25 protein-coding genes are annotated in these 22,625 nt (G+C 37.6%); 22 read left to right on the forward strand and 3 right to left on the reverse strand.

All coding sequences use genetic code 11. From position 1 onward, the window contains the following. Positions 1-60: 60 nt before the first annotated feature. From CRO00_RS00460 to CRO00_RS00560, 21 genes are all read left to right on the forward strand, one after another. Positions 61-447, forward strand: a complete 387-nt coding sequence (locus tag CRO00_RS00460) for an ATP synthase subunit I (RefSeq protein WP_097071684.1) — start codon at positions 61-63, stop codon at positions 445-447. Positions 448-460: 13 nt separating this feature from the next. Then, positions 461-1,186 carry a F0F1 ATP synthase subunit A gene (gene atpB / locus CRO00_RS00465; RefSeq protein ID WP_097071685.1) on the forward strand — a complete coding sequence of 242 codons (726 nt, stop codon included), beginning with the start codon at positions 461-463 and terminating at the stop codon, positions 1,184-1,186. A 74-nt stretch (positions 1,187-1,260) separates the two neighbouring features. Then, positions 1,261-1,485, forward strand: a complete 225-nt coding sequence (gene atpE / locus CRO00_RS00470; protein WP_097071686.1) for a F0F1 ATP synthase subunit C — start codon at positions 1,261-1,263, stop codon at positions 1,483-1,485. A gap of 168 nt (positions 1,486-1,653) precedes the next feature. Continuing rightward, positions 1,654-2,172 (forward strand): F0F1 ATP synthase subunit B, encoded by a 519-nt coding sequence (gene atpF, locus CRO00_RS00475; RefSeq protein ID WP_097071687.1) that lies wholly within the window; start codon positions 1,654-1,656, stop codon positions 2,170-2,172. Next, positions 2,169-2,699, forward strand: a complete 531-nt coding sequence (locus CRO00_RS00480) for a F0F1 ATP synthase subunit delta (RefSeq protein ID WP_097071688.1) — start codon at positions 2,169-2,171, stop codon at positions 2,697-2,699. Before atpF ends, CRO00_RS00480 begins: the two co-directional genes overlap by 4 nt. 28 nt (positions 2,700-2,727) lie before the next feature. Then, positions 2,728-4,236: a F0F1 ATP synthase subunit alpha gene (atpA, locus tag CRO00_RS00485; RefSeq protein ID WP_097071689.1), complete on the forward strand. Its 1,509-nt coding sequence runs from the start codon at positions 2,728-2,730 to the stop codon at positions 4,234-4,236. 59 nt (positions 4,237-4,295) lie between these two features. Beyond that, positions 4,296-5,162, forward strand: a complete 867-nt coding sequence (atpG, locus tag CRO00_RS00490) for an ATP synthase F1 subunit gamma (protein WP_097071690.1) — start codon at positions 4,296-4,298, stop codon at positions 5,160-5,162. A 185-nt stretch (positions 5,163-5,347) separates the two neighbouring features. Continuing rightward, entirely contained in the window at positions 5,348-6,763 is a 1,416-nt protein-coding gene (gene atpD / locus CRO00_RS00495) for a F0F1 ATP synthase subunit beta (RefSeq protein WP_097071691.1), read from the forward strand. A gap of 24 nt (positions 6,764-6,787) precedes the next feature. Further along, entirely contained in the window at positions 6,788-7,198 is a 411-nt protein-coding gene (locus CRO00_RS00500) for a F0F1 ATP synthase subunit epsilon (protein ID WP_097071692.1), read from the forward strand. A 67-nt stretch (positions 7,199-7,265) separates the two neighbouring features. Then, positions 7,266-7,508, forward strand: a complete 243-nt coding sequence (locus tag CRO00_RS00505) for a DUF1146 family protein (protein WP_097071693.1) — start codon at positions 7,266-7,268, stop codon at positions 7,506-7,508. A gap of 387 nt (positions 7,509-7,895) precedes the next feature. After that, a complete protein-coding gene (murA, locus tag CRO00_RS00510) occupies positions 7,896-9,200 on the forward strand; it encodes a UDP-N-acetylglucosamine 1-carboxyvinyltransferase (protein ID WP_097071694.1) in 1,305 nt (434 codons plus the stop codon). Positions 9,201-9,388: 188 nt separating this feature from the next. After that, positions 9,389-10,345, forward strand: a complete 957-nt coding sequence (gene spoIID / locus CRO00_RS00515; protein WP_097071695.1) for a stage II sporulation protein D — start codon at positions 9,389-9,391, stop codon at positions 10,343-10,345. Positions 10,346-10,415: 70 nt separating this feature from the next. After that, positions 10,416-11,075: a M23 family metallopeptidase gene (locus CRO00_RS00520; RefSeq protein ID WP_097071696.1), complete on the forward strand. Its 660-nt coding sequence runs from the start codon at positions 10,416-10,418 to the stop codon at positions 11,073-11,075. Between the two features lie 295 nt (positions 11,076-11,370). Continuing rightward, the gene (locus tag CRO00_RS00525) at positions 11,371-11,628 is read left to right on the forward strand and encodes a sporulation transcriptional regulator SpoIIID (protein WP_097071697.1); all 258 of its coding nucleotides are present in this window, start codon (positions 11,371-11,373) and stop codon (positions 11,626-11,628) included. Between the two features lie 281 nt (positions 11,629-11,909). After that, complete coding sequence (mreB, locus tag CRO00_RS00530) at positions 11,910-12,908, forward strand: rod shape-determining protein (RefSeq protein ID WP_097071698.1); 999 nt, start codon at positions 11,910-11,912, stop codon at positions 12,906-12,908. Positions 12,909-12,979: 71 nt separating this feature from the next. Then, the gene (locus CRO00_RS00535; RefSeq protein WP_097071699.1) at positions 12,980-13,816 is read left to right on the forward strand and encodes a flagellar hook-basal body protein; all 837 of its coding nucleotides are present in this window, start codon (positions 12,980-12,982) and stop codon (positions 13,814-13,816) included. 19 nt (positions 13,817-13,835) lie between these two features. Beyond that, a complete protein-coding gene (locus CRO00_RS00540) occupies positions 13,836-14,675 on the forward strand; it encodes a flagellar hook-basal body protein (RefSeq protein ID WP_097071700.1) in 840 nt (279 codons plus the stop codon). Positions 14,676-14,759: 84 nt separating this feature from the next. After that, positions 14,760-15,035: a DNA-directed RNA polymerase subunit beta gene (locus tag CRO00_RS00545; RefSeq protein WP_097071701.1), complete on the forward strand. Its 276-nt coding sequence runs from the start codon at positions 14,760-14,762 to the stop codon at positions 15,033-15,035. 30 nt (positions 15,036-15,065) lie between these two features. Continuing rightward, positions 15,066-15,503, forward strand: coding sequence for a 3-hydroxyacyl-ACP dehydratase FabZ (gene fabZ, locus CRO00_RS00550; protein ID WP_097071702.1), 438 nt, complete (start codon positions 15,066-15,068; stop codon positions 15,501-15,503). A gap of 205 nt (positions 15,504-15,708) precedes the next feature. After that, the gene (locus CRO00_RS00555; protein WP_097071703.1) at positions 15,709-16,095 is read left to right on the forward strand and encodes a hypothetical protein; all 387 of its coding nucleotides are present in this window, start codon (positions 15,709-15,711) and stop codon (positions 16,093-16,095) included. 135 nt (positions 16,096-16,230) lie between these two features. Beyond that, a complete protein-coding gene (locus tag CRO00_RS00560; RefSeq protein ID WP_097071704.1) occupies positions 16,231-16,635 on the forward strand; it encodes a hypothetical protein in 405 nt (134 codons plus the stop codon). A gap of 117 nt (positions 16,636-16,752) precedes the next feature. Here CRO00_RS00560 and CRO00_RS00565 read toward each other — a convergent pair whose 3' ends face one another. After that, the gene (locus CRO00_RS00565; protein ID WP_097071705.1) at positions 16,753-17,178 is read right to left on the reverse strand and encodes a YwpF family protein; all 426 of its coding nucleotides are present in this window, start codon (positions 17,176-17,178) and stop codon (positions 16,753-16,755) included. A 245-nt stretch (positions 17,179-17,423) separates the two neighbouring features. Here CRO00_RS00565 and CRO00_RS00570 point away from each other — a divergent pair, with 245 nt between their 5' ends. After that, complete coding sequence (locus CRO00_RS00570) at positions 17,424-17,828, forward strand: single-stranded DNA-binding protein (protein WP_097071706.1); 405 nt, start codon at positions 17,424-17,426, stop codon at positions 17,826-17,828. Between the two features lie 289 nt (positions 17,829-18,117). On the opposite strand, the gene CRO00_RS00575 is transcribed toward CRO00_RS00570, so the two are convergent. Further along, a complete protein-coding gene (locus tag CRO00_RS00575; protein WP_097071707.1) occupies positions 18,118-20,940 on the reverse strand; it encodes a DEAD/DEAH box helicase in 2,823 nt (940 codons plus the stop codon). Next, positions 20,937-22,511 carry a hypothetical protein gene (locus tag CRO00_RS00580; RefSeq protein WP_097071708.1) on the reverse strand — a complete coding sequence of 525 codons (1,575 nt, stop codon included), beginning with the start codon at positions 22,509-22,511 and terminating at the stop codon, positions 20,937-20,939. Before CRO00_RS00580 ends, CRO00_RS00575 begins: the two co-directional genes overlap by 4 nt. Positions 22,512-22,625 lie beyond the last annotated feature (114 nt).

Here is a 22,625-nt window from a genome sequence, read left to right on the forward strand (position 1 = left end):
CCTATAAGTAGAGAGCGATTAGACACTTTACTCGAAAAAGATTTGGGAGATAAATTGCCAATGCTAGATTTGCATCACATTTTCGCTATGCAGAAGAAAGCGTTATTTTTTTTGCTTGCTCTCTGTGCATTAGGATGGGGCTTCACCTCGCATCCTACGATATTTGCTGGTATTGCTGTCGGTGCTTGCTTTGGTACATATAACTTTTGGATTCTTGTTCGAAGAATGGACAAGTTTGATCGTTCCTTAAGTGAAGGGAAAAAAGTAGTATCACTCGGTTCGGCTTTACGCTTTGGATCAGGTATTGCAGCAGTCGCAATCGCAATTACGTTGCCACAATATTTCCACTTAATTAGCACGGTGATAGGGCTAATGATTCCATACGTTTTCCTGAGTGTAGGGGTATTCGTATATTTAGTAAGAAACAATAAGGTAACTAGAAAGTGAGGTGAATGCAATAATGAATCATGGATCTCCAGAGTTAACTTTGGACCTAGGTGCCTTTTCACTCACGTTCAATTTATCCACAGTTCTAATGTTAGTTATTACAGCTGTTGTAGTGTTTTTAATCGCATTTATTGCAACTCGTAACTTAAAGCTGAAACCAACTGGCATGCAAAACTTTATGGAATGGATAATGGACTTTGTTAAAGGTATTATCAAAAGCAACATGGATTGGAAAACAGGTGGTCGTTTCCACATCTTAGGTATCACACTTATTATGTTCATCGCCGTTGCCAACTTGTTAGGCTTACCATTCTCAGGGATTATCATTAACGATCAATTATGGTGGAAATCCCCAACAGCTGACCCGACTGTTACATTAACATTAGCATCAATGGTAACGGTGTTAGCTACTTTTTATGGTATTAGAATGCAAGGTAGCAAACATTATTTCGGTACATTCTTCCAACCAATGTCATTTATGTTCCCATTAAAGATTATTGAGGAGTTTGCTAACACTTTAACGTTAGGTCTTCGTCTTTACGGTAACATTTATGCGGGTGAGATTTTACTTGGTTTACTAGCTGGTCTAGCTGGTTCAAGCGTTTTTGGATTCGTAGGTGCCATTATTCCAACAATGGCATGGCAAGGATTCTCAATCTTCATCGGCTTTATCCAAGCCTTCATTTTCACTATGTTAACAATGGTTTACTTATCACATAAAGTGAGCGCAGACCATTAATAAAAGCTTTTAGTGTAAAACATTAGATGCTTAAAATAAAAAATTATAAACAATTCCAAGGAGGAAATTTAACAATGACAGGTTCATTAGGTTTATTAGCAGCAGCAATCGCAATCGGTTTAGGTGCACTTGGTGCAGGTATTGGTAACGGTCTTATCGTTTCACGCACAGTAGAAGGGATCGCTCGTCAACCAGAAGCTCGTGGCGTTCTTCAAACTACAATGTTCATCGGGGTAGCGTTAGTTGAGGCCCTACCGATCATCGCAGTAGTAGTAGCATTCATCGTAATGAACCGATAATTATCGGTTTAACATGTGGCGAAGAGTTTTCCACAAGAAGAACTTCGCCATTCCTTTTGTTTTAACTATTAATAGAAGTACAACACATAGATTAAAATCCTGTTGCATTTTTGCAATATGGTAGCTTGTATACATTATTTGAAAGCTCTTGAAGGGAGTGAAACAATCGTGAATTTAGATTATTTAGTACTAGGTTCTGGCGGTCACTTTAACGGTGGAGACGTTATTGCAACTCTAGTTATTTTCCTAATCTTAATGTTCCTTCTTAAGAAATTTGCGTGGGGTCCATTAATGGGCATGATGCAACAACGTGAAGAGTTAGTTGCTAGCGAAATCGAAGCAGCTGAAAACGCTCGCAAAGAATCGGCAAAAGTTTTAGAAGAACAAAAAAGCCTTTTAAAAGAAGCTCGTACAGAAGCACAAACTATTGTGGAAAGTGCGAAAAAACAAGGTGAAATTCAACGTGATGAAATTATCACAGCAGCACGTGCAGAAGCTAACCGCTTAAAAGAATCTGCTGTACGTGAAATCGAAACTGAAAAAGAAAAAGCAATCGCTGCAGTTCGTGCAGAAGTCGTTTCACTATCAGTTCTTGCTGCATCTAAAGTTCTTGAGAAAGAAATTTCTGAAGAAGACAATAGCGCATTAATTAAAGAAACGATTGCGAAGGCAGGCGAAGCGAAATGAGTCAAGTAGCGAAACGTTATGCGCAAAGCTTGTTTCAATTAGCTCAAGATAAACAAGTGGTAGATGAAGTTAACACTGATTTAGATGAGCTAGTAAAAGTAATTGAAACAACTCCAGAATTGCTTTCATTACTTTCATCGCCAAAGTTCTCTATTGAACGCAAAAAGCAAATCGTAGCTGAGATCTTTGCAAGTGCTAACGCTATTGTTGTTAACACTTTACAACTTCTTATTGATAAAAAACGTGTTAACGAAGCAATAAGTTTAGCATCTGAATATAAAGTGCTAGCTGCTGGAGCTCAAGGTTCTGCGGAAGCAACAGTTTACTCAACTCGTGAACTTACAGATACAGAGAAAAATGACATTTCTACTGCATTTGGTAAATTAGTTGGGAAAGAAAAATTAATTATTAAAAACGTAATCGAACCATCATTACTTGGTGGAGTTCGTGTTCAAATCGGCAACTACATTTTTGATAACACTGTAGCAAACAAGCTAGAGGGTTTAAAACGTACGTTAGTTGGTTAATTCATAAGAAATGTGAGAGGTGACATTCATGGGCATCAAAGCTGAAGAAATCAGCGTGCTGATCAAAAAGCAGATTGAAAATTACCAATCTGAATTAGAAGTAAGCGAAGTTGGTACGGTAATCACAGTTGGTGACGGTATCGCTCGTGCTCATGGCCTCGACAACGTCATGGCTGGAGAGCTATTAGAGTTCTCTAACGGTGTTATGGGTATGGCTCAAAACTTAGAAGAAGGTAACGTTGGTATCATTATTCTAGGTAACTACCTTGGCATCAAAGAAGGCGATGAAGTTCGTCGTACAGGTCGTATCATGGAAGTACCAGTTGGTGAAGAACTAATTGGTCGCGTTGTTAACCCACTTGGTCAACCAGTGGATGGACAAGGCCCAATCAACACTACAAAATCTCGTCCAATCGAAAGTCCAGCTTTCGGAGTAATGGCTCGTAAATCAGTACATGAACCATTACAAACTGGAATTAAAGCGATTGACGCATTAGTACCAATCGGTCGTGGTCAACGTGAGTTAATCATCGGTGACCGTCAAGTTGGTAAAACTTCGATCGCAATCGATACAATCCTTAACCAAGCAGACCAAGATATGATTTGTATCTACGTTGCTATTGGTCAAAAAGAATCTACAGTTCGTGGAGTAGTTGAAACATTACGTAAACACGGTGCATTAGATTACTCAATCGTTGTAACTGCATCTGCTTCTATGCCAGCTCCATTATTATACTTAGCTCCTTATGCTGGTGTATCTATGGCTGAAGAGTTCATGTTACAAGGTAAACACGTATTAATCGTATATGATGATTTATCAAAACAAGCAGCTGCTTACCGTGAGCTTTCATTATTATTACGTCGTCCTCCAGGTCGTGAAGCTTACCCTGGTGACGTATTCTACTTACACAGTCGTTTATTAGAACGTGCTGCAAAGTTAAACGAAACTTACAAAAACGGTTCTATTACAGCTCTTCCATTCGTTGAGACACAAGCTGGGGATATCTCTGCATACATCCCAACAAACGTTATCTCAATCACTGATGGACAAATCTTCTTACAATCGAACCTTTTCCACTCAGGTGTACGTCCAGCGATTAACGCCGGTCTTTCTGTATCACGTGTAGGTGGTTCTGCTCAAATTAAAGCAATGAAAAAAGTTGCGGGTACACTACGTCTTGACTTAGCTGCATTCCGTGAACTTGAATCATTCGCTCAATTTGGTTCAGATTTAGATAAAGCTACTCTTGCTAAACTTGAACGTGGTAAACGTACGGTTGAAGTATTAAAACAAGACCTTAACAAACCAATTAAAGTTGAAAAGCAAGTAACAATTCTTTATGCTCTAACTCGTGGTTTCTTAGATGATATTCCAGTACAAGATATCGTTCGTTTCGAAAATGAACTTTATAGCTGGTTAGATGTAAACCACACAAAAGTTTTAGATCATATCCGTACAACAAAAGATCTTCCAGCTGATGATGAGATGGCAGCAGCATTAAACGAATTCAAAAAGACGTTTGCTAAATCAGAATAAGCAATCTAGTTGTTAAACGTGTGATATTTGATTAAAAACTTAAAGGTGGTGAAATACCAGTGGCAAGCTTACGCGAAATAAAAAGCCGTATTAACTCTACGAAGAAAACGAGTCAAATGACAAAAGCCATGCAAATGGTTTCTGCTTCTAAAAGTAAACGTGCTGAGATGAATGCAAAAGCATATGTTCCTTACATGGAAAAAGTACAAGACGTGGTTGCAGCAATCGCGGGTGGTACAAGTGATGCTTCACATCCAATGTTGGTGTCTCGTCCTGTTAAGAAAACTGCTTATCTTGTAATCGGTTCTGACCGTGGTCTAGCAGGTGCTTATAACTCAAGCATTTTACGTCAATTAACACGTACTTTAAATGAACGTCATAAATCAAGAGATGAATATGTGATTTTGGCAATCGGTCGTGTTGCTCGTGACTACTTCGTTAAACGTGGATACAACGTAATTGATAGTATTGTTGGTTTACCTGACCAGCCTACATTCTCTGACGTAAAACAAATCGCTCGTAAAGCTGTTGGTATGTTCGCTGATGGTACATATGATGAACTTTATATGTACTATAACCACTTTGTCAGTGTTATTTCACAAGAAGTTACTGAGAAAAAGGTATTACCAATTACTGATTTAGCTCCAAAAGCAAGTGAAGGTTTAACAGCTTCTTATGAATTTGAACCATCTGCGGAGGCAATTCTAGAAGTGTTACTACCTCAATATGCTGAAAGTTTAATTTATGGTGCTTTATTAGATGGTAAAGCCAGTGAACATGCTGCTCGTATGACAGCGATGAAAACAGCAACTGATAACGCTAATGAACTTATTGGCAACTTATCACTTGTTTATAACCGTGCTCGTCAAGCGGCGATTACACAAGAAATTACAGAAATCGTTGGTGGAGCTGCAGCCTTAGAATAGTTGCGCACCAACTCGGATAAATCGACGGATCTGGCAAAGAGCTTCCTTTTTAGAGTTACTAAAGTGGGTGCACACATTTTAGTCATTCTTAAAAACGAAGTATCTTGCCTATGAAGTTTTTAGGAAGACAGCAATCGTGATAAGCGAGTTGCTCGACACCAATCTCGATAGGAGGGTACACAGGAATGAATAAAGGACAAGTTATTCAAGTAATGGGTCCGGTTGTTGACGTTAAATTCAGCAACGGTCAATTACCAGCAATCTATAACGCTTTAACTGTTAAGATTGAACGTCCAAACCAAGAAGCAACTACTTTAACATTAGAAGTAGCTCTTCATTTAGGTGACGATTCTGTCCGCACAATTGCCATGTCATCAACTGACGGCTTACAACGTGGTGCAGAAGTTACAGACTTAGGAAAAGCAATCTCTGTTCCAGTTGGTGACGTAACTTTAGGACGTGTATTTAACGTACTAGGAGAAGTTATCGACTTAGGAGAAGAAATCGCAAGTGATGCTCGTCGTGATTCAATCCACCGCGAAGCTCCAAAATTTGATGAATTAACTACAGAAGTACAAATCCTTGAAACAGGTATTAAAGTAGTAGACTTATTAGCACCTTATATCAAAGGTGGTAAAGTAGGTTTATTCGGTGGTGCCGGTGTAGGTAAAACTGTATTAATTCAAGAGTTAATTAACAACATCGCACAAGGTCACGGTGGTATCTCAGTATTCGCGGGTGTAGGTGAACGTACTCGTGAAGGAAATGACTTATTCCACGAAATGAGTGACTCTGGCGTTATTGGTAAAACATCAATGGTATTCGGTCAAATGAACGAGCCACCTGGAGCACGTATGCGCGTTGCTTTAACTGGTCTTACAATGGCTGAATATTTCCGTGATGAACAAGGTCAAGACGTATTATTATTCATCGACAACATCTTCCGCTTTACTCAAGCAGGTTCGGAAGTTTCTGCCTTACTTGGACGTATGCCTTCAGCGGTAGGTTACCAACCAACACTTGCTACAGAGATGGGTAACTTACAAGAACGTATCACTTCAACAAACAAAGGTTCTGTTACTTCAATCCAAGCGATTTACGTACCAGCCGATGACTATACTGACCCAGCTCCAGCAACAACTTTCGCTCACTTAGACGCAACAACTAACTTAGAGCGTAAATTATCTGAGATGGGTATCTATCCAGCCGTGGATCCACTTGCTTCAACTTCTCGTGCACTATCACCTGAAATCGTTGGTGAAGAACACTATAATGTTGCTCGTGGCGTTCAAATGACGTTACAACGTTATAACGAATTACAAGATATCATCGCAATCTTAGGTATGGATGAATTATCTGATGAAGACAAGCAAACAGTAGAACGTGCTCGTCGTATTCAATTCTTCTTATCACAAAACTTCCACGTAGCGGAACAATTCACTGGTCAACCAGGTTCTTTTGTACACGTAAAAGACACTGTTCGTTCATTCAAGGAAATTCTTGAAGGTAAATACGATCACTTACCAGAGGATGCTTTCCGTTTAGTAGGTAGCATTGAAGAAGTAGTAGAAAAAGCGAAAAGCATGGGCGTAGAGGTATAATTTTAGGGACGAGGAGGAAAAAATATGAAGACAGTTCAAGTCAATATTGTCACTCCCGACGGCCCAGTATACGATTCAGAAGTCGCAATGGTTATCGCAAAAACAGTTTCTGGTGAAATTGGGGTTCTTCCTGGACATATTCCAATGGTAGCTCCCTTAGCAATTGGTGCAGTTACACTTAAAAAAGATGGCGGTTCACAAGAGATTGTTGCAGTTAGCGGTGGTTTTATTGAAGTTCGTCCTGACAAAATTTCAATTTTAGCTCCAGCTGCTGAAGTTGCATCAAGTATCGATGTAGCACGCGCAAAAGAGTCAATGAAACGTGCTGAGGAACGCCTTCAAAAGAAACAAGATAACATCGATTTCAAACGCGCTGAGCTTGCTTTAAAACGTGCGATTAATCGTATCAGCGTTCATGAGGGTAATAATCAATAATAATTTAAAAAGCGGGCAGGTTTACTGTCCGCTTTTTCATATGTCTAAATAACGGAGGAAACGTTGAATGGAAGTATACCAAGCTTTAGGCCTACAAGCGATTTTAGGGCTATTTTCTCATATATTTTTTATCGGAATTACTTTTTATGCTATTCAATCTTTCCGATTTGATCAACTGTTTAAAAAAGGACGTACATTTCAAATACAATTAGTTTATATTTTACTAAGCATTGCCATTGGTTCGAGTGTGTCAAATTTTGTTTTAGAAATTACAAATTGGTCTCGACAATTACCTTATCTTTTTTCATAATTCGAACATACTATATAGACAAAGGCAGCAAGTTATATGCCTTGTAAGGACAAATGAAATTCGTTTGCCGTTACAACACATATAGATTTAATTTTTCCCATCCTATGTTGATTTACACGTGTAAAAATTTGCCGCACAATGAAGATTTTATATATTTCCTGGGTAATATTGTTGAAAATTGTACACCTCAATAAAAAATTCACCAATATGTTTTATTACGCGTAATATAATGTGTAGATAATTATTGAAAAGTACCGTAAAATAGTGATTTGGATGCTTGTTTAACTAAATAAAAAGCAGTAACATAGTGATAGTTTGTGTGTTTTATAAACTAACAAAATGTTTTGTAATGACAGTTTTGGACAATTGAATTCGGAGGGACGAATTGTGGAGAAAATCATTGTTACGGGAGGCCAAAAATTACGTGGAGTCGTAAAAGTTGAAGGAGCCAAAAATGCCGTACTACCAATTCTAGCTGCATCTTTACTAGCTTCAAAGAGTATTAATATTATAAAAGACGTTCCGAATTTGGCGGATGTTCATACAATAAACGAAGTACTCAAAAGCTTAAATGCTACAGTAGAATATAATGAAAATAATAATGAAATTTATATAAATGCCCAACAAAAATTATCAAGTGAAGCACAGTTTGAATATGTAAGCAAAATGCGTGCATCAATACTTGTTATGGGTTCTTTACTTGCTCGTAATGGTTATGCTCGTGTTGCGTTGCCTGGTGGATGTGCAATCGGTTCTCGACCAATTGAATTGCACTTAAAAGGCTTTGAAGCAATGGGTGCAAAAATTTCATTTGGCCATGGTTTTGTGGAAGCAAAAACAATCGGTGGGTTACATGGTGCAGAAATTTATTTAGACTTCCCAAGTGTGGGGGCAACAGAAAACATTATGACAGCTGCTGCATTAGCGAAAGGTACTACAATCATTGAAAATGCAGCAAAAGAGCCAGAAATTGTTGACTTAGCTAATTTTATTAACAGTATGGGTGGTCGAATTATCGGTGCTGGTACAGATACGATTCGAATCGAAGGTGTACCTGAACTTCATGGAACAACTCATCATGTAATACCAGATCGTATTGAAGCAGGAACGTTCATGGTTGCCGCAGCTATTACTAGAGGCGATGTATTTATTGAAAATGCAGTACCTGAACATATGACAGCATTAATTGCGAAATTACGTGAAATGGGTGTTGAAATTTTAGAGGAAGGTGACGGCTTACGTATCCGTGCGACAGATCCTCTAAAAGCAGTTGATATTAAAACAATGCCTCATCCTGGTTTCCCAACAGATATGCAAGCTCAAATGATGGCACTTCTTTTAACTGCAAATGGAACGAGTATCATTACTGAAACTGTGTTTGAAAATCGATTTATGCATGTTGAAGAATTCCGCAGAATGAATGCACAAGCAAAAATCGAAGGCCGTTCTGTTTTTATTGAAGGACCTGTGAAATTACAAGGTGCCGAAGTTTCAGCAACGGATTTACGTGCTGCAGCTGCCTTAATTTTAACTGGCTTAGTTTCTGAAGGTGTAACACGCGTTACGAAGCTTCACCACCTAGATCGTGGCTATGTGAACTTCCACAAAAAACTTGCTGCTCTTGGTGCCAATATTGAACGTGTTGTAGATATGGACTTAGAGCAAACACCGCAGTTAACGATTGAAATCTAAACTTTGCCCATTTTAATTTATCTATTTTACTTAAAAATATGTTTTAAATAGTTAAATTATGACCTATGAACGACAAAATTCTTTAAAAGAGTTTTGTCGTTTTTTTATTCTCGTGACCCTCAGTAAGTATATCCAAATTTCACTTGCTAATACTCATATTTTCTCCTTCAATATCATAAGTACTATGTATGAAAAAAATTAAGAGATATAGACATTTGGTAGTTGTCGCATCAATTTTCGGTTTTATATCTGTGCTCTTTTTCTTTCCATTCATTTTTAAGGAAGCGGATCAAAAACTTGAAGCAGCATCAGAAAAAAAGGAAGAGAAAATCGTGAACGCATGTGAATTAACAATCCATGTTAGTGGCAGTGAAGAACCCATTGATTTAGAAGAGTATGTAATCGGTGTCGTATCTGCAGAAATGCCTGCTAACTTTCATCCTGAAGCATTAAAGGCACAAGCAATTGCAGCAAGAACTTATGTATTAAAATCAACAGATTATGGAAAGACAGCAATCGAACCAACCGTAGCAAAGCAAGTTTTTTATGATCCAAATACACGAAAAGCAAATTGGGACGAGTCTTTTGAAGAGTATGAAAATAAAGTAAGACAAGCAGTTGAAAGTACTAAAGGTGAAATCATTAACTATAATGGGGAACTTATAACGGCAATGTTCCATTCAATGAGTAATGGCATGACAGAGAGTTCAAAAAACTATAGTGGGACAGAACTTCCTTATCTACAATCCGTAGCAAGTACAGATTTTCAATATGCGGATAACTATGAAATGGAGAAAAGCTTCACGATTAATGAATGGAATCAACTGCTAAATACGAATTTGACCTTAAATCAGCTTAAAAACATCCGTATCAAGAGAAACAATACAGGGAGGGTAGAAACTGTTATTGTTGGCAAAAACGAATGGGCAGGGCGAGACGTGCGAACTTTACTCGACTTACGCTCAACAGATTTCCGAATTGAAGTAAAAGGTGAAAAAATCGTAGTGACAACAGAAGGATATGGCCATGGTGTTGGAATGAGTCAATATGGAGCTGATGCAATGGCTGATAATGGTGCAACTGCTCATGAAATTATCCAACATTATTATAAAAATACAAATATTGAAAAAATAACTTGCAAATAATAGAAATTTTTTTCCATAATGTGTTTAGAATTGTAAAATCTTGTTCACACTTCAATCAGAGGTGATGAACATGAGAGAAGAAAAACAAACTACTCCTTCTCCTAATAAAAACAGTTGGCAGAAAAAGCCATGGTTTTGGCCGTCAATCTATGCAGGAATCGCAGCAGTGTTAATCGGTCTAATTTTCAGTTATAATGCAATCATTAATGATGATGAAGAAAAGGAAGTTGCATCGAATGAAGAAACAACTTCTAATGAAACAGTCATCGAAACAAATGCTCGCCAGGAAACATTGAAATATCCTTTCAGTGAAGATCATTTAGACAATGTACAAGTGTTACAAGACTTCTATGATGTAACAGCTGATGAAGCAACAAGAGAAAATGCATTGTTGGTATTTAACCAAACATTCTCTACTTCATCTGGTGTATCACTTTCTGTTAATAGCGAGCCATTTGAAGCACTTGCTGCCATGAGCGGTGAAGTGACAGAAGTAAAATTAGATGCATTTACTGGAAATAAAATCGTGATCACGCATGCGAATGGCATGGAAACACGTTATAGCTCAGTTACTGATATCCTTGTTAAAGAAGGAGATACAGTCGAACAAGGCCAACCATTAGGTACGACAACTGAAAACGAATGGAATCCAACAGCTGGAAACCATCTCCACTTTGAAGTATTACAAGATGGAGAACACGTTAACCCAAGAAATTTCTTAGCTTTCTAATTTGACAAGATTCATTCTTTTGTACAAGCAATAAGCGAGAACGTCCATAATCCCTAAAACGTTGAAACCGACGAAATTTTTCCTAATTTCAACGTGAACAGTGGAATTATGGGCGTTTTTGCAGTTTTGTTTGTAAAAATGGTTCTTAAATCACGGAAAACCTCATATGGTGAATAAACGTTAAATCGCTAGTTGCAAAAATTTCAATGAAACACTCACAATATGAACATGTTGAAGAAGACACCTCTCGTTAGCAAAACGGCACATTCTTATATCCGATAGAAAGGAAGAGAACGTGCACGAGCACATTCGGCATCGCTGCGTTCGGCTTGGAGAGCTGCTGATCGAAACAGGTGAGACGGTTCGTGTCCTTGCGAAAATGACGGGTTATTCGAAAAGTACAGTGCATAAAGACTTAACCGAAAGACTATTCCTAGTCAATGAAGAATTAGCAAATGAAGTAAAAGAAATATTAGCATATCACAAATCGATTCGTCATTTACGAGGAGGCGAGGCAACCCGTAAGAAATGGCAGTCCCGACAAAAACAATGAAAGAGCATTTAGTTTGGCTTTAATTACGAAGTCAACTAAATGCTTTTTTATTGTACCGCTTTCTTTTATGTACCCGGTACGCAAACAATTCTGAATTGTTTGCGTACCGGGTACAGGCACAATTTCACCGCATTCTTTAGTTTTTAGAAATTTGTAATACAACTGTAACAGCATTGAAATTAAAGATGTAATTACTACTCGAATATGATAAAATAGTCTAGATTAAGATAACTATTTGAACGTGAACCATGTTGGAATTGGCGGGAAGGAGAAATATACATATGTTTTCAAAAGATATTGGGATCGACCTAGGAACGGCAAACGTCCTAATTTATGTTAAAGGTAAGGGAATCGTTTTAAATGAGCCTTCCGTCGTAGCAATAGATAAAAACTCAAACAAAGTACTTGCTGTTGGGGAAGAAGCGCGCCAAATGGTAGGTCGTACACCAGGAAATATCGTTGCGATTCGCCCACTTAAAGATGGGGTTATTGCTGACTTCGACGTGACAGAAGCAATGTTAAAACATTTCTTAAATAAGCTCGATTTAAAAGGATTTTTCTCAAAACCACGCATTCTAATTTGCTGTCCAACAAACATTACAAGCGTGGAGCAAAAAGCAATTCGTGAAGCAGCCGAAAAATCAGGTGGGAAAAAAGTTTACTTAGAGGAAGAACCAAAAGTTGCTGCAATCGGTGCAGGAATGGATATTTTCCAACCAAGTGGAAACATGGTCGTCGATATCGGTGGAGGTACGACGGATATTGCTGTCCTATCAATGGGCGATATTGTAACAAGTGAATCCATCAAAGTAGCAGGAGACGTTTTCGATAATGACATCTTGCAATACATAAAAAAAGAGTACAAATTACTAATTGGTGAACGTACTGCTGAAGCGATTAAAATTAATATTGGTACGGTTTACCCAGGGGCACGAGACGAATCAATGGATATTCGTGGTCGTGACATGGTAACTGGTTTACCAAGAACAGTAACAATTCATTCTTCAGAAATAGAAAAAGCTCTTCATGAATCCGTTTCATTAATTGTTCAATCAGCGAAAAACGTGCTAGAAAAAACACCACCTGAATTATCAGCCGACATTATTGATCGTGGCGTGTGTATTACGGGAGGCGGTGCGCTTCTACACGGAATGGACCAACTATTAATCCAAGAACTTAAAGTACCAGTTTTTGTAGCAGATAATCCAATCGATTGTGTAGCAATTGGGACAGGTTTAATGTTAGATAATATTGATCGTTCTCCTGGTTCAAGAATTTAAACATATCGATATTTTATTGAAATAGTTTTGTAAACTTATTACTATACAATAATAAAAAGAGGTGAATTTAGTTGTTTAAAGGGTTTTACACAGTTGCTTCAGGCATGATTGCGCAACAAAGAAAAACAGAAGTATTAACAAATAATATGGCAAATGCAAATACACCTGGGTATAAGGCAGACCAATCAACAATACGTTCATTTCCTGATATGCTACTTTCCGCAAGAGGTGTAACAAATATCCCGACTGAACAGGGCATTAGTACATTAAAAACGGGTGAAATCGGTGCGATTAACACTGGCGTATATTTACAAGAAACACTAGCAAACTATATGCAAGGTACGCTTATGGAAACAAATCTTACAACAGACTTTGCTTTAATTAACGGGGCAATGCCAATAGATGAAGAATCTGGTCAAGCAGGTACAATCTTTTTCCGTCTTGAGCATCCTGAAGGTGGAGAAGCATATACTCGTAACGGAAACTTCACGATTGACGGCCAAGGATATTTAGTTAATCCTCAAGGTTTATACGTGCTTTCAGATGAAGGAGAGCGTATTCAATTACAAAATGAAGATTTCCAACTTTCTCAAGATGGGCGCATTTTAGTGGATGGTCAGCAAGTGGCAACATTAGGCGTTTCTTTCTCAGCAAATCCTGATGTTCTTTTAAAACAAGATAATGGATTATTCCGTTCGATTGACGGTGAAGTTTTACCATCTGCTTATGGACAAGATGGCGTAACCTTTGCACTACAACAAAGCTTTTTAGAAGGTTCCAATGTGGATTCTGCTCAATCGATGACAGAGTTACTTACGGCATATCGTGCTTTTGAAGCAAATCAAAAAGTGTTACAAGCATACGATAAGAGCATGGATAAAGCAGTAAATGAAATCGGAAAAGTGTAGTTGGAAAGGAGAATAAAACATGATCCGTACAATGATCACAGCGACAAATACATTAGGTCAATTACAACAACAAATTGATACAATCAGTAACAATATTTCTAACAGCAATACAACAGGCTATAAGGCGAAAGAAGCCCGTTTTTCAGAACTTTTATACCAACAATTTGAAAACGACCAAATGGATCCTACAGTTCGTCAATCACCTGTTGGAATTCGTTACGGTGTAGGTGCTCAAGTTGCGCAAATTCAAATAAATACAAAGCAAGGAAGTTTACAAAATACAGATCGTGATTTAGACCTTGCTTTTACGAAAGAAAATCAATATTTCAACATTATTATGCCAGACGGAGAAAATGGCCAACGCACAGTTTATTCTCGTCAAGGTGACTTTTATGTAACACCTGTTAACAATGGACAAGTGATGCTTGTTAATCATGATGGCTATGCTGTTGCAGATTCAACTGGAAACGCAATCACTTTTGCCGAAAATGTGAAAAACTTTAATTTACTAGAGGATGGAACGTTATTAGTAAATTATCCAGATGGTACAACACAAGGCTTTGAATTAGCGGTTACACAAGTTGAAAAACCTCAAACGATGGAAAGATTATCAGGTACGTATATAGCTGTACCAACGAATCTTGATGAATTAGGCTTAAATGAGGCAGATCTTTATACGAATTTACAAGGTGGTTTACGCACAGAAATCGGTATTGCAAATGGGAAACTTGAGATGTCAAATGTCGATATTTCTAAAGAAATGACAGACCTAATTAATGCACAACGCTCATACCAATTTAGTTCTCGTGCAATTACGATCGCAGACCAAATGTTAGGGTTAATTAACGGGATTCGATAAATAACCCGTAGATAAGTATACCCTCTATTTCAAATAATAAGCGCTAATGTATTACAAAAGTACGTTTTAAAGGGAGAACGGCCAATGACTAACTTAAAAAGTAACTCGACAAAGCCGAATGTTCCTCAAGAAGAAAAGGAAAAACGAACTGCAAGATTTTCGGAAAGACCAGTTCGTTGGTACAGCTTCCGACTTTTTCCGATTTGGTTAAGATTACTTATTGTTTTTATTTTATTATTCCTTGCAATTTGCTTTGGTGTAATGATTGGTTATGGGGTCATTGGAGAAGGAAATCCGCTTGATGCTCTAAAATGGGGAACATGGCAACATATATTAGATATCATAAATGGAAAAGAATAAAGCTTACATAACTTTTTGGGGGGTAAGAACATGTTAACTGCTGAACAAATTCAAGAAATTTTGCCGCACCGCTATCCATTTTTATTAGTGGACCGTGTTGTAGAAATAGAAGAAGGAAAGCGCGCGGTAGGAATTAAAAACGTAACTATCAATGAAGAATTCTTTAATGGTCATTTTCCAGGATACCCTGTAATGCCAGGAGTTTTAATTATTGAAGCTTTAGCACAAGTAGGGGGAGTTGCTCTACTGAAATCTGAAGAATATAAAGGCCGTATAGTTTTTTTAACGGGGATTGACAACTGCCGTATTAAACGACAAGTTATTCCTGGCGACCAATTAAAATTAGAAGTCGAATTTGTAAAATTACGCGGTGCAATGGGTAAAGGACATGCAATTGCGACAGTTGAAGGCGAACTAGTTTGTGAAACCGATATTCTATTTGCAATTGGACCAGTTCAACCGAAGTAAGAAAAAAGTTCCTTCACTAAAATAAATGAATTTTCCTAGTATAATATCCCGTTTTCAATGGGTATGAATGCTATAAGAAGATTTCGTCAAATGTCCGTGAATTTGCATTTTAATAGTGAAGGATATAAAATGATATGGTTGACTTTATTTATACGTACGAGTATACGTATTGTTTGGCTTTTTAAACGTAGGAGGTTTTAAATAGATGTATAAACAGTTGTCTTCAGGCGTCAAGATCAGCATCACTCGATCCATCTCAACGTCTTTTGAGTCATACTTGGCAAGCATTGGATGGGATGAAGATAAATTCTCAATGGACGATTTTGTAACAAGCTGGCAAAAGTATTTTACTGAAAACGCTGCTTGGTTCGACAAAGTTCCTCAAGAAGTATTGGTTAGTCAAGAGTTTCATGAGGAGATTGCAAAGAAAATTGACGAAACAATCGCAAAAATTCTAAGTGAAAAGCCGACTAAAAAGCAAATCGATTCCATCGAAAAAATGCAAAAACAACTTGGTACAAGCTACACATATGGTTGTAAAGCAGAAGCCACGTATGTTGAACAACTTTTAAAAGAGCAGTTAAATAAATAACGCTGTCAATTTTTTAAAGATTATTTAAAATAGACACGTTTAAATTTCGGATAGTTCCCTCCTTCCTCGGGTACTCTATAACTAGTCACATTACATATGTGATGGAGTGCAAATTTTGAAAGGAGGGAACTTTTTATGTGGAAAAAACCAGTCTTTGCATTTGTACTTGCATCAGCATTGCTCGTAGGATGTAATAACAACGCAGGAGAAGATGCGGCAGAGGATGTCGGTGAAGGCATCAATGAAGGCGTGAACGATGTACAGCAAGGTGTAGATGACATGCTGGATAACGATACGAACAATGGGAACGGTGTAAATAACGGCACAAATGGTACAGGTAACAATAACGGTGCCAATGACAATGGCTACGGAACTGACCAAGGCGTAGATCAAGACGGTACCCAAAATAGCAACGGTGCAGGACAAAATGGTAATTCCGGCATGGTTGAAAACAACGATGAACGTATCTTAAATGACAACCAAGAAGATATCATTGAAGATAACAAAGATGTACAAGACCGTGATCAAAAAGATGAATAAATAAAATACGAAAGATCGTCTCATTAAGTGAGGCGATCTTTTTTCATAAGGCGCGCGGGTGGATAATAGACAAAATCGGGTCAATAATAGCACGATACGCCCCTTTAAAAGAAATTTTTATGATTCCTTCAACCGTGGACGTTCGCGCATACCCTTTTTAAATCGTTCTAATAATTCGTCTTTTGATAAATTTTCTTCTAACAAAAGCTTCAACAATTGTTCCGCATATTTGCTTCGTTGTGTTTTGATTGTACCTTTTAGTAAGACGGAAATTTGCTCGCCAATTTCCTTAATTGAATAAACAATGACTTTAAATGGAGCGGGTTCATTTTCTGGAAAGGATATAACGGCGTTCACATCTAAAACTTCACCAGAGGACTTATATTTTTCAAACGTGGGCAGATGTTTTTTCGAAGTAAATAATTCTAATATCCATGATTTATGGCTATTTTCTTGATTGATAATAATCCCGTCGATAATAGGTATCCGTAGCTTCCCCCCCTCATTCACAAGGTCAAAAGAGAGCATTTTAAAAGTCTTCATTCACGTACCCCCTGTAGATTTCGTTAATTTTAGTATATCATAGAAAAATTGCGAAAATTATAAATTGGACATATTCAAAAAACACGGATAAACCCTTCTCCTATCTACATTTCACTAGTTTTTCATAAAAAATACATATGTTGAAAAATATTTTTTCAAAACGAAAATTGGGTCAAAACTGATTTTCCGGTTTTTGCCAAAAAGTTCATCTTAAGTTAGGATATAGTCGAAAGGAGGTGAACAACATGAATCAAGTCGGACTAGTCGGTAGAATCACAAGGGACCCAACGCTTAAATCATTCTCTGAAACACGTAACCAAACTAGTTTTGTCATTGCAATCAATAGAAACTTTCGTAATAACCAGGGCATTATTGATGCAGATTTCGTGCCTTGCATAGCGTGGGGAAAGCTTGCAGAACGGATTGTACAATATTGCGGAAAAGGATCTTTGATTGGAGTAAACGGCCGTCTACAATCGAGATCGTATATAACGAAGGATGATACGAAAGTCTATACTACAGAAGTTGTAGTCGATGATGTCCGATTTTATGCACTGAAGTCTCCGCAAGATACAAAACTCTCCGCATCTAAAGATATTGCACAACACTTTGTTCTTCCTGAAAAAGAGGAAGCATTACCAGTACCATAACTTACAAAGCATTGTGGAAGAAGTTGTGAAAGTTGTTGAAGGTAAAAAAAAGTAAGTTGTCAGTAACGATTCTCCTTGTTATAAATCAAAATGTAGAGGAGGTGATAGTTAAACCTCTGCTGCTGACCGCACAGTAGTGGTTCCCATTTCTCCTAACTCTACATACTTTTGCCATCTATACGAAAGAAACGTAGAGAAACTTACAACTGAATATTGGAATAAAAGTGAAAAAGGATAACGAGATAAAAAGAGTCGAGTAACTACTACCTACTCGACTCTTTCCATAAAGTTAGTTTCCAATTGATGTTGTATCTAACAGTAATAAATCCATTAATTCCTCTTCTTGAAGCTCTGTTAACCATGTACTAGATTGAATCAACTCTTCTGATAAAGCAGATTTTAACTCAATCATCTTATCGATTTTTTCTTCAATCGTCCCAATCGTAATAAATTTATGCACCTGAACAAATTGGGTTTGCCCGATGCGATACGCTCGGTCAGTTGCTTGGTTTTCAACAGCTGGATTCCACCAACGATCGGCATGTAATACATGATTTGCAGCAGTTAAATTTAATCCAGTGCCTCCCGCTTTTAAAGAAAGCAAGAATATCGGGAATTCCCCCGCTTGGAAGCCATCCACTAACCGGTCACGTTGGTGTTTTGGCATACTTCCCGTTAAAAAAGGTACGTCAATATCATATAGTTCGGATAAACAATGCTGTAACAGATGACCCATTCCAATATATTGGGTGAAAATTAAGCATTGTTCACCGTTCTCAACAATGTCTACAGCCAGTTGTACAATTCGTTTTAACTTAACTGAACGATTTAGAAACGTTTTCGCATCATCAAAAGGTTCTTTTAAATACAGGGCAGGATGATTACATAGCTGTTTTAATTTGCTCAGCATTTGTAGGATGCGTCCCTTTTTCTCAAATGCAGACATTGAATCAAGTTGAGCCATTGTATCTTCAATATAACCTTCATATAGTGCTGCTTGTTCACTAGTTAAGGCACAAAACTCTTTTGTCTCTTGTTTATCTGGTAAGTTTAGCATTAAATCAGGGTCATTTTTTGTACGACGCAACAAGAATGGACGAATTTTTGTACGTAAAATTTGTTTATGACGTTCCGATTCATCTCGTTCAATCGGCAAGATAAACTGTTCTTGGAATTTGCCAAAGCTTCCTAAGTACCCTTTATGAATAAAGTCAAAAATAGCCCATAATTCAGAAAGGCGATTTTCGATTGGTGTACCAGTTAAGGCGATATGATGTTTTCCATGTAATTTTCTAATCGCCCGTGATTGCAGCGTTTGCATATTTTTAATATTTTGTGCTTCATCAAGAGCAACCGTAGACCAATCAATATTTTGTAAGAATTCAATATCTTGTGAAATTGTTCCATAAGTTGTGAGCACAACGTTAGGTTGTTCGTTTTCTAGATAATTTTTGAAATCCTCATCTTTTAGGCGAGAGGAACTATAATGCGTATATACTTTCAATGAAGGGGCAAACCGAGCTAATTCTTTTTGCCAGTTTCCTAAAACGGAAGTTGGACAAATAATTAAAGTTGGATGTTCTTCACTAAGACCTTCTACTGTATGCAATAAGTAACTAATTAATTGAACGGTTTTCCCAAGTCCCATATCATCTGCTAGCACAGCTCCAAACTGTTGGTCACGCATAAAAACAAGCCATTCAAACCCTTCTTGTTGGTAAGGTCGTAACTCTGCTTGTAGTCCAGTAGGTAGTGGAACTTCCGGCAATCCTTTTTTATGTTGAAGTTGATCAATATAATTTTTCAAAGAGTGCTGCATTTCAAATGCAAATAAAGGGTCATCCCGTTCTGCATCTTCTTCATCCATTTCTAAAGGAGCCGTCAGTTCTTCAGGCAATTCACGGAATAGTAGTTCGCGTACTGTCCAATTCTCTTCTTCTGCTTTGTTCATGAGCTCGCGAATTTCGTTCATCCACTCCGCATCCATTCGGAACCATTCGTTGCCAATACGGATAAATTCGCGTTTTTCATCAACAATTTTTCGAAACTCTTCCGAAGAAATGTCCTCGCCATTAACGGAAAGCTGCCATTTGAAGGATAAAATATCGTCTAGTCCAGCAACAGAACGCTGTGTTTGAGTATTAGCACTAACTCGAACGCGCATTTTCGTTTGTCTTAATTCTTTCAACCATGCCGGTAAGATCACTTCAAACCCTAATGCACCAAGCTTTGCAAAATCATCGCGTAACAGTTTACGTACATCGGCATCCTCTAAATAAACATGCAAGAAGGAATCATCTGAAACGTTGTATTTGCTTAGGTCAAGAAGTTCTAACATTTGATGCTGTAAGTTGGAAATGTCCTCTGCAAATGGTAACCACTTTTCAGGGAGTGCCCGTTCAATCGGCAGATGTCGTTTTCGAACAGCAGGCGTCCATTGTTTTGACGTATTTTTTGAACTTAATACCGTTTCTAAAAGCCATTCTGATTTCGTTTCTTCTGGTTCACTTAAACGTAAGGCGATTTTTATATTGCCAATCGATCGTTCTTTATTCATAGGCCAGCCACCATTTTTGAAAAATGGCATTAAGGTAGGGACATCATTTATAGATAGTCCGGCATTTGCCAACTTTTGAATTGTGGCAGTAGTTAGAAGCGATGAGCATTGTTCTAAATTGATAGTTTGTGTTCCGAAAATACTTTGAACTGTTGCGTCATTTGCAAACTGATTTGGTAATTCAAATGATAATCCATCATCCAACAACGCATAATCCCAAAGTGCGGCACTATTCCAAAGCAATTCAATGGCTTTTGAATTTTTGAGAAGTGATTCTGAATCGGAATCTGCCCCTACCAAATTCATAAAGGGATGGTGAAACTGGGGGGAGAGAAGATCCAGTAATTCCGAGATGCTCATTATCAACTCAGAATCCACTACATTTGCCTTTAACCCATAGAAGTTTGGCTCAAAACGATAAAAAACTTTCGGAGTCCAGATTATCGTCGGGATAATGGTGCCGTCTTCATTGATTGCTTTTATGGAATAATATCCAGGTTGTTGCTCCTCCACTTTTATATGAATGGTTTTCATAAATGGTGAAATGTTTGTCATGCAAGTAAATTTCCTTTCTCTAACTCTTCTTGCAATGCCCGTAAACGTTTAAATTGTTCTCGAACAGTATGGATATAGTCTGCCCAAAAATTTACTTTTCCGCTCTTTTTTGCGGCGGATTTCATCATCTTCCAAATACGCACTGCTTGTTTATAATTCATACGTGATTTTTGATTCACTTCTTCTAGGGCGTAATAATGATATAAAGGTAAGGTTGCTGCTGGTTCGTTTTCGAGTACTTCTTTTAACCCACACGTTTCTAAATAAGAAATGGAAGACGGGTATAGAAGATGTAGGGCAACCCACTCCTCATAGCGTTGTTTCTTTAACAAGAAAGATGAATAAGGTTGAACTCCATGCACACCAAAAGCAGAGTAAAGTTGTATTTCTTCGCGTTCTGTTAAATCAATATTCTCGTATAATGAATGAATTCGTTTAACAGACAGTTGGCGTTTGGAAGGCATTAAATAATGATTAATATATACATTTAAATGAGGGAGAATGGCTTTTAAAATTAACTCACTTGCAACATCATCTCTTTTTGATAATGAAAATTTCGCAAGGCCAAAGTAGACATCCAAATGCTCAGGGCTAATTACATCTAAATTACTTTGAAGTTCTTCATAATTTTTAAGCAGGATATGAAAAATGTTCAGGATATCAGGTAATGGAACATCTTCACTTACATTTTGCAGATTTGATAAGATTTCTTGCTCTTCTTCTGCTCTTCGTCTTTCAATGAAGATGGAATCCCAAAATAATAAATAGATATTCAACCTTCTATTAAAATAAGTGTTCCGTTCCACTAAAAGTTCACGAACCATTACTTGAAGGGCATCGAAAAATGGATCTGTTGCAAATAACCGTGATTTTCCCGCTAAATCATTCACGTAAATTTGAATACCTTCAAAACGTCGGTCAATAAAAAATTCAAAGTATTCTTGTTTTAATCCGACATTTGTTTGGAAAATATGTTCCCAAAGTTTGCTGAGGACGGCAATTTCCATAAAGAGATGATAGATGGGTTGCCATTCCCGTTCGAAAGGTTGATGCTTCCTCAGTTTTGTATAGGCATTTTCATAAATTGTAGAGATCATGTAATGTTCAATTTGACGTCCAGTTGGTAAAAGATGTGACATCACTTCGTCAACCATTGCCTGCCAATTTTCAGGTGTTCTTTCAGAGGCTAGGAGATGTAAGTTCACGCCTTTTTTCGCTCTCCACTTCGCAGCCCAATCCTGAACAGAATCTAAATATTGATATAATGACATAATCACGCTCACCTTATGACGGCACCACCCATCATGAGGGCAGTTACAAACAATGATTTGGCTATTCAAATGAATGATCACTTCAGTAGGCCGAACATCTTGCACTTGTGTATATAAAATCCCGTTTGTAGGAATGTAGCGCCCAATAATAACGGATTTATTGCGAACAGCAAATAATGCGCGGCGAACCAATTCCTCATCTTCTGTTACAGAAGGATGTAAGGCACGCTCAATTTGCTCCACTTGTTCTTTAATAAAAATTTCATGGTCACGTGCGAGGGATGAAACTGATAAAGCCATTCTTTTCGCTCCTTAAGTTTGCGGGATATCCGCTAAAAAAGTCTTTCTCTCCATTATAACTTGAAATGTGAGGGATGATAAGTAAAAGGATTAATAACAAAAAAGATGCTACTA

It is taken from the genome of Ureibacillus xyleni (assembly GCF_900217795.1).
Taxonomy (GTDB): Bacteria; Bacillota; Bacilli; order Bacillales_A; family Planococcaceae; genus Ureibacillus; species Ureibacillus xyleni.